Annotated in this window: 6 protein-coding genes; 1 reads left to right on the forward strand and 5 read right to left on the reverse strand. The window is 68.2% G+C overall.

Annotated elements, in window-relative coordinates; genetic code table 11:
* Positions 1-420: DUF3459 domain-containing protein (locus VF697_RS16265; protein WP_331095972.1), on the forward strand; the 420-nt coding region annotated here is incomplete at its 5' end.
* Here VF697_RS16265 and VF697_RS16270 read toward each other — a convergent pair.
* The 5 genes from VF697_RS16270 to VF697_RS16290 all read right to left on the reverse strand — a co-directional run bounded on the left by VF697_RS16270 (position 352) and on the right by VF697_RS16290 (position 7603).
* Positions 352-1380 (reverse strand): glucodextranase DOMON-like domain-containing protein, encoded by a 1029-nt coding sequence (locus tag VF697_RS16270; protein WP_331095974.1) that lies wholly within the window; start codon positions 1378-1380, stop codon positions 352-354. The genes VF697_RS16265 and VF697_RS16270 overlap by 69 nt on opposite strands.
* Positions 1381-1466: 86 nt before the next feature.
* Positions 1467-3671 (reverse strand): hypothetical protein, encoded by a 2205-nt coding sequence (locus VF697_RS16275; RefSeq protein ID WP_331095976.1) that lies wholly within the window; start codon positions 3669-3671, stop codon positions 1467-1469.
* A 115-nt stretch (positions 3672-3786) separates the two neighbouring features.
* The gene (locus VF697_RS16280) at positions 3787-4626 is read right to left on the reverse strand and encodes a glucodextranase DOMON-like domain-containing protein (protein ID WP_331095978.1); all 840 of its coding nucleotides are present in this window, start codon (positions 4624-4626) and stop codon (positions 3787-3789) included.
* Between the two features lie 32 nt (positions 4627-4658).
* Complete coding sequence (locus tag VF697_RS16285; protein ID WP_331095980.1) at positions 4659-5537, reverse strand: sugar ABC transporter permease; 879 nt, start codon at positions 5535-5537, stop codon at positions 4659-4661.
* The gene (locus VF697_RS16290) at positions 5537-7603 is read right to left on the reverse strand and encodes a carbohydrate ABC transporter permease (protein ID WP_414641296.1); all 2067 of its coding nucleotides are present in this window, start codon (positions 7601-7603) and stop codon (positions 5537-5539) included. Before VF697_RS16290 ends, VF697_RS16285 begins: the two co-directional genes overlap by 1 nt.
* Between the last annotated feature and the right edge of the window lie 69 nt (positions 7604-7672).

Below are 7672 nucleotides of genomic sequence, written 5' to 3' on the forward strand. Positions count from 1 at the left end.
GAGGCCACCGCGAGCGGCGGCTTCTCCACCAGCGCGCCGTGGTTCTCCTTCGCCCCCGGTCGCGAGAGCGCCAACGTGGCCACCCAGACGAAGGCCCCCGGCTCGCTGCTGTCGCGCTACCGTGACCTGCTGCGTGTCCGCCACGCCTCCGAGGCCCTGGCTCGCGGGGGCCAGCGCCTCCTCACCCCCACCTCGGGCGGCTCGACCACCCTCGCCTTCCTGCGCACGCTGGCGGACGAGCGAGTCCTGGTCGTGCACAACCTGTCCGACGCCGCCACCGTGGCCGGCCCCTTCGAGCTCGCCGCGGACACGGCGGAAGACCTCTTCAGCGATTCGGGCGTGGGCAACCCCTCAAAGGGCTCCGGCGTCTGGCGTGTCACCCTCCCCGCCCGGAGCACCGGCATCTGGCGCCTGCGGTAGCACGGGTGCGGCCGGCACCACCGCGGGCCAGGGCGGCGCCTGCGAGGCGAGCACCGTCTCCTGCGAGATTCCCTCGGGCACCAGCAGGTCCACCACCGGTGACTGCTGGGGGTCTCCCAGGCGCCCGCCCCCGAAGCGCTCCTGCGACGTGCCCGGTCCGATGCCGAGCAGCAGCAGGCCCTGCGTCGTCGGAGCGGTGACACCGCCGAACACCTCGGGCATCGCCACCCGGCGATCCAGCGTGGCCCCGGTGACCGCCACCGCGTAGCCCCAGGCGGGCTGCGCCTGGCCGCCGAGGAAGCCGTCCGGGACGAAGAAGGACACCGTGTTGCCCGCCACGCGGACGCGGGTGGGGAAGAAGGCGCGCTCCTCCAACTGGCGCTCCACCTGCGCGGCCAGGGCCCGTGCGCCCGACTCACTCAACGCGCCCTGGCGCCGCTGGGCCTCGGCCTGCGCCGCCTCGCCCCACAGCTTGCGAAGCATGTCGCGCGACTCGTACGGGCGAGGAGACAGCAGGATGACCTTCTCCCAGGCGCTGCCCGACGCGAGCGTGAGGCGACGGCCCGGCAGGGTGTCGGTGCGGCCCGAGCCCTCCACCCGGTCCGTGTCCACGTAGAGGTCCAGGTTGAAGGTGTAGAAGCCGTAGCGGGCCACGTCCGTCTGCGTGGTCCCCGCCGCGTCCACGGTGCGCCCCCGCTGGGGCCGGGGAATGGGCCGGGCGAAGGTGGCCTCGAAGCGCGTCCCGCCGCTCTCGGCGTAGGCGGCCAGGGACAGCAGGTCCAGCGAGCCGGGCTCGAAGTCCTGGCGCAGCGGGTAGCGCAGCTCGCCGTCCCCATGGTCATCCCCGCGCGGGTCCTTCAGGGAGAAGAGCACCGCCTCGGCGCGCGAGTCGCGGGCGTGGCAGGCACCAGCCAGTACAGCCAGCAGCAGGGACAGCAGGAGGCGGCGGAGCGGCGTCATGGACACGAGTCCTCGTGTGCGGAAAAAGCGAGGGGCCCGGCAGGCGTCTCCGCGCACCGGGCCCCCCGAAACTACATGGATGAAGACTAGAACTGCGCCTTCATGAAGACCTTCATGCGCATCTGCTGGAACGCGCGGTTCTCCAGGTTGTACCAGTCACCGTAGTCGGTGGCGGTGAAACCCTTCGTGCCCACGGTGATCTTGCGATCCTTGGCGATCTGCTCGGTGGCCTTCTGCATCACGAAGCCCTCGCCGTAGTAGTCGGGCGAGAAGGTACCGAAGGCGTAACCGGCCTCGGCGCCGAACTCCACACCGGCCAGGATGTACTTGGCCTTGAGCGAGACCAGGTTCTTGTCGTGCTGGCCGGAAGCCATCTGGTGGCTGCCGTAGGCGCGGAAGGCGGTGGTGCCGTCCTTCAGGTCCGCCAGGAACTTGGCGTAGCTCAGCGACATGTAGAGGTCGTCGGTGAGCTGGTAGCCAGCGCCCAGGCTGAAGCTGGTGTACTTCAGCTCGCGGTCATCGTCGTCGATGCTGTCGAAGGGCTTGAAGTTGTAGCCCGTCTTGTCGTCCGACGGATCGTCCGGCGTGTCCTGGCCCACGGAGACCAGCTTGGGGTTGGAGTACATGCCCGACGTGCTGTTGCCCGGGCTGTACTCGTTGACCATGTCGTTGTTGCACGCGACCTCGCCGCCCGGGCACGCGCCCGACTGGTACGGCAGGTACTTCGCGTTGTTCATGCGCTTGTCGTTCTCGTAGATGTACTTGACCTTGCCGAACACGTCGATGCCGCGGCCGAAGTCGAGAACGTAGCGGCCCTTGGCCACCAGGATCTGCGTCGACTTGTCCTGGAAGGGCTGGTAGGCGCTGCGGTAGCCGTGGCCCACGCCGACGTCGCCATCCATCATCGGGTAGCGGTTGTCGAGGGGCTTGGAGTCGTCCCCGTAGGCCTGCCAGTTGGTGTTGTAGGTGATGTACGAGTACTCACCCGACAGCTCGAGCGCGCCGGTGCTGAAGACCGGGTTGAAGGTGGCGCCCTTCCAGCCGATGACCGTCTCGGCGAACGGCTCGTCGAAGTCGGTGAACTCGTTGTCCGCGTTGACGGTGGCCACCTGCTGGGTCTCACCCGTCCAGCCGCCGTAGCCGATGTAGTTGGGATCACCCCACTGGCCGGAGCGATCGTTCGCGGGGCCAGGGCCGCCGAAGACGCCGTCGTGGCCCTCGGTGAGGAGCACGTCGGACTCGCGGCGGGCCGCCATGATGGAGACGTAGTTGGCGCCGATGCTGAAGAGCTGCGCGTTCAGCGACAGACCCACGTCGAGCGGATCACTGAGGGCCACGTCCAGCATCATGGTGTTGTCCATGAGCCGACCGCCCGGAACCGGGGAATAGCGGTCGATGAGGCCCTTCTTCGGGTCCGCGTCCACGTGCGAGTAGGAGCGGTAGAAGGCGCCCTTCACGTCCACCTTCGAGTCGAGGTGGAAGCCGGCCTTCAGGCCGCCCACGCCGTTGCGGTAGCGGGGGAAGAGCTCCCGGCCATCGTCGAGGTTGGTGTCCGTCGGGTTGAGCTCCGAGTCGTTCGTGTACTGGAAGATGCCACCCACGTCGAACATGTCGCTGAAGGTGTACTTCGTCTGGGCGACGTAGGCGGCGTCCGTGACGTGGAAGGTGCCGGTGCTGAAGCGCGGGCCGGCCCACAAGCGCGGCAGCGAGATGCCAGCGACATCCCACGTCAGCTTGCGCTCGAGCGCCGAGCCCTGGGCGAGCACGCCGTAGACGTTGTCGCGGTCGATGTAGCGGATACGGCCGAGGACGAACGGGTCGAACTGGCCGAAGTCGTTGGCGCCGATGGTGGCGGAGTCGACGAGGTAGCCGGGCGTCAGGGTGACGGCCAGACCGCGCAGCTTGATGTACTGGCTGGAGCGGTTGTCGAACTCGCCGCAGTTACCCGAGGTGCAGTTGTCGCCGGTCTTTCCCCAGCCGCCGCCGTTGGTCCAGAAGTTCTGGCTGAAGCGGCTGTGGATGCGGCCGCGAACCTCGACCGCGCTGGAGATCTTCGCGTTGAGCAACAGCTCGAGCTCGGTGCCGATGCCGTTGTCACCCGCGGTCTCGCCGGGGATGGTGGTGAAGTTGTAGAGCGAGCCCTGCTCGCGCGAGTTACCGTACAGCCACTTCGTATAGGTGGTACCGCCAATCTGCAGCTTGGGAGCCTCCTGGGCCATGGAAGCAGCGGGCAGCAGGGTGGCGGCGGCGGTGAGGGCAACAGCGCCCTTCCGCATGGACTTCATCTTCATGGGTGATTCCCCTCTCTGGGCAGCCAAAACCGGGAAGGGGGCTTCCCGGCTGCCGGTGCGAGCGGCTCATCACCGCTCGCACGGCCATCCGGCAGAATCTCGAATCTAAAAAACCTTACTTCTGCTCCTGGGACGTGGGCTTCGTCGCACCGCCCACCATGGTGAGCGTGGCGGGCTTCTTGGCGGTGCCGTCCTCGGCGCACTCGTAGCTCAGCATATCGTGCTGGGCCTTCACCTCGGAAGCCTCCCCCTTGCCCGCGCCGGCCAACACGTCGATGGCGTGCGGGTCGCACTCTCCGTCATTGCCGCCGCCGAAGCGGTGCTGGCCCTCGTACTCGTTGACCTTGCGCGTCAGGAGATCACTGCCCGCGGGGAAGCCCTCGTTGGACTGCACCACCACCTGGAAGCTCCACTGCGAGGGGTCCCCCTCGAGGCCCGCGAGGTCCACGGTCGCGCTCACCTTGCGGCCCGAGCCCTTGGTGCGGGTGGGGACGAGGACGTTGTCCTTGGCGGCGCCGGCCTTGTTGCCCACCTCGGCCTTCACGCGGCCGGAGTTCTGCGGCGAGATGACGATGACCTTCTCCCAGGCGTTGGCCGGGGCGAACTTCACGTTCAGGCCGGGCATCCCCTCGGTGGAGCCGCTGCCCTCCTTGCCGTCCGTGTCGATGAAGATGAAGGCCATCTGCACGGAGAAGCCGCTGCCCATCTTCCAGGGGTCCTCCAGGCTGGTGTTGAAGCCCAGGGTGACGTCCGCCTTGGAGCCCTTCTTCTCGAAGGTGAAGTCCGTCAGGTCGAACGAGCCGCGCTTGTACACGGTGTCGGTCGGGTACTTGTAGGTGCCCGGGCCGTTGTCGTCACCGGACGGGTCCTTGAAGGACACCTTGTCAGCGGCCAGGGCGGGGGCGCCCAGCAGCGCCGCGGCCAGCGAAATCACAGCGAAATGAGAGGTCTTCATGTGCAACTTCTCCTTGCTCTAGGGAACTGCGACTAGCCCTTGACGCTCCCGGCGGTGAGGCCGGACACGAGGTACTTCTGCAGGAACAGGAAGAGGACGACGACGGGCACGGAGACGATGATGGAGCCGGCGGCGAAGTACCCCCACTGCTGGGAGAAGCCGCCCACGAAGAAGCGCAGGCCCACCGGCGCCGTGTACATCGTCTCCTGATCCATGAAGGTGGCCGCGAGGATGAACTCGTTCCACGCCGTCATGAACGAGAAGAGCGCCGTCACCGCCACCGCCGGCTTGGCCAGGGGCAGGATGATGGTCCAGAAGATCTTCCCCACCGAGGCGCCCTCGATGAGCGCGGCCTCCTCCAGGTCCTTCGGAATGGTGTCGAAGTACCCCTTGAGCATCCACACGCTGAAGGGGATGGAGGTGGTGGCGTAGACGATCATCAGGCCGAAGCGCGAGCTGCCCAGTCCCAGCCACTGCACCAGGATGATGTAGAGGGGGATGAGCATCAGCGTGCCCGGGAACATCTGGGACACGAGGAAGGCCATCATGCCCGTGCGCTGGCCGGGGAACTTGAAGCGGCTGAAGGCGTAGGCGGCGGTGCAGGCGAGGAACACGCCCACCACCGTGGTGCCCAGCGCGATGACGGCGCTGTTGAACATCCACTGCCCGAAGGGCTGCTTCGTCATCACATCGACGAAGTTGGCGCCCGACCACTCCTCCGGCCACGGCGTGACGGCACGCACGCGGTCCATGAAGGTGGGCTCGGCGGGCAGCGTGGAGATGGCCAGGCTCTGCTTGCCCGAGAAGGCAATCGAGATGACCCAGAGGATGGGGTAGAGGGTGAAGACGGTGAAGCCCGTCAGCAGCACGTGCAGCGGCCAGTGCGGGACACCTTCGCGACGCGAGAACATCAGGCGGCCTCCGTGGCGCGCGACATGCGGTTCTGCACCACGCTGTAGAGCAGCAGGATGCCGAAGATGACGGTGGAGTACGCCGCCGCGTACCCGTAGCGGTAGCGCTGGAAGGCGAACTTGTAGGCCTGGGTCACGAGGATTTCCGTCGAGTTGCTCGGCTCGCCCTCGGTCACCAGGAAGATGATGTTGAACATGTTGAAGGTCCACACCACCGACAGGATGATGGCCGGGACCAGCGCGGGCTTGAGCGAGGGCAGTGTAATCGCGGTGAACTGCTGCCAGCGGGTGGCGCCGTCCACGCGCGCCGCCTCATAGAGCTCCATCGGGATGGAGGTGAGCGCGCCGAGCGACACCACCATCATGAAGGGGAAGCTGAGCCAGCCGTTGGTGGCCAGGGCCGTGAAGAACGAGCTCGTCGGCGTGTCGTACCAGGCGAGCCCCTGGCCGCCGAACATGCGCAGCACGTGGTTCACCACGCCGAACTGCTGGTGGAACATGCCCTTCCAGATGAGCGCGGTGATGTAGTTGGGCATGGCCCACGGCAGGATGAGCAGCACGCGGTACACCGGCCGCAGCGCCAGCCCCTGCACGTTGAGCATGAGGGCCAGCACCAGGCCCACCGTCACGCCGATGGTCACGTTGGTGACCGTCCACACCACCGTGAAGAAGAGCGTGTAGTAGAAGTTGAGGTAGTTGAAGACGAGCGAGCCGTCCTGCGCCCGCTTGGCGATGTTGAAGTCGCCCAGGATCTCCACGTAGTTGCGCAGGCCGACCCAGATGTCCGCCAGCGGCTGCGACGTGTTGTAGAGGTTGGAGTCGGTGAAGGACAGGGTAATCCCGTAGAAGAACGGGAAGAAGACGAGCACCACCATGCCCACCATGGCGGGGGCGATGTAGAGGTAGGCGTCGCGGTACTCCACCACCGTGCTCACCGTCCGGGCCAGGCCGCCCATGCCGATGAAGAGCAGCAGCGCGAGCGACAGCACGCCCAGGCTGCCGAGCGCACGGCCCACGCCCGAGCTCAGCTCGCCCACGCGCGCGGAGACGACGGCCTCGTTCACCGCACCCGCGGGCGTGACGAGCCCGAGCGGACGGCGGAAGTGGTCCGCGTCCCAGGTGCCCGGCTGCAGCGCCGGCTCGACCGCGAGCTGCCGCTCGGTCATCACCGCCTGGGCCCGCTCCGACATGGCGCGCAGCTGCCCGGCCACGACGGTCTGCGTCTGGCGCACCTCCACGCTCAGCAGCTCTCGCGAGTAGGAGGCATAGCCGCCCAGGCCCACCGCGAGCGCCACCGCGGACACGGCGACGAGCGCGCCCTGGCGGCGCACCACGAGGGAGGCCGCGCCACACAGCGCCAGCGGCGCGAGGAACCACATGAGGGCCGAGCCCGTGCTCGGCGCGAGCGGGGCCGCCAGCGGGGCGATGGCCAGCTCCACCATGCCCACCACCGCGCCGTCCACCTCCACCGGCGCGCTCAGCTGGCGCCCACCGTTGGGCAGCGCCTCGGTCTCCACCTCCACCTTGCGCGCGGTGCCCTCCTCGCGGTTCGTCTCCACCGCGGCACGCAGCCGCTGCCCGCGGTCGTAGAGGGGCTTCTCCTCGCGCGACAGCCGGCGCGGCGCCGCGCGCTCCCCCTGGTCCTCGGGGAAGGTGGAGGCCTCGAGCTGGATGCCCGAGAAGGCGATGACGCGCACCGCGCTGCCCGGCGGAAGCTGCTCCTTCCAGACGGACACCACGGCGCGCACGGAGTCACCCGCGCCCCCCGCGCGCTGGACCAGGTCCTCCAGCGCACGCAGGGACACGAGGGCCTGTCGATCCGCGCGCTCGGTGGAGACCGTCTCCAGCGCCTGGGCCAGCAGGCCGTGGGCGACCGCGAGGGACAGGCCGAGCGCGAGGCACAGCCCCACGAGCACCCGCACAGGGCGGGTAGTACCAGGACCCCGCGGGTCGCCCGAGGGACGTCCCGTGATGTGGAGGGCCTCGCTGGCACCGCGCTCGTCGAGCCGGTGGCCAGCGGGACCTCCGCGTTCGTCACTGGAGAGGTGTGGGGCTGTGTTGCTCACGTCAGTGCCTCACTTCTTGCGCAGACCAGCCACGTCCTTGGCGACGGCCTTCTGGGCGACGTCGAGGGC

The organism is Archangium sp. (assembly GCF_036388035.1).
Taxonomy (GTDB): Bacteria; Myxococcota; Myxococcia; order Myxococcales; family Myxococcaceae; genus Archangium.

Bases quoted from the DNA above. Each gene is read 5' to 3' on its own strand.
- VF697_RS16270 (WP_331095974.1), bottom strand. From the start codon at position 1,380: ATGACGCCGCTCCGCCGCCTCCTGCTGTCCCTGCTGCTGGCTGTACTG.
- VF697_RS16285 (WP_331095980.1), bottom strand. From the start codon at position 5,537: ATGTTCTCGCGTCGCGAAGGTGTCCCGCACTGGCCGCTGCACGTGCTG.
- VF697_RS16275 (WP_331095976.1), bottom strand. From the start codon at position 3,671: ATGAAGATGAAGTCCATGCGGAAGGGCGCTGTTGCCCTCACCGCCGCC.
- VF697_RS16280 (WP_331095978.1), bottom strand. From the start codon at position 4,626: ATGAAGACCTCTCATTTCGCTGTGATTTCGCTGGCCGCGGCGCTGCTG.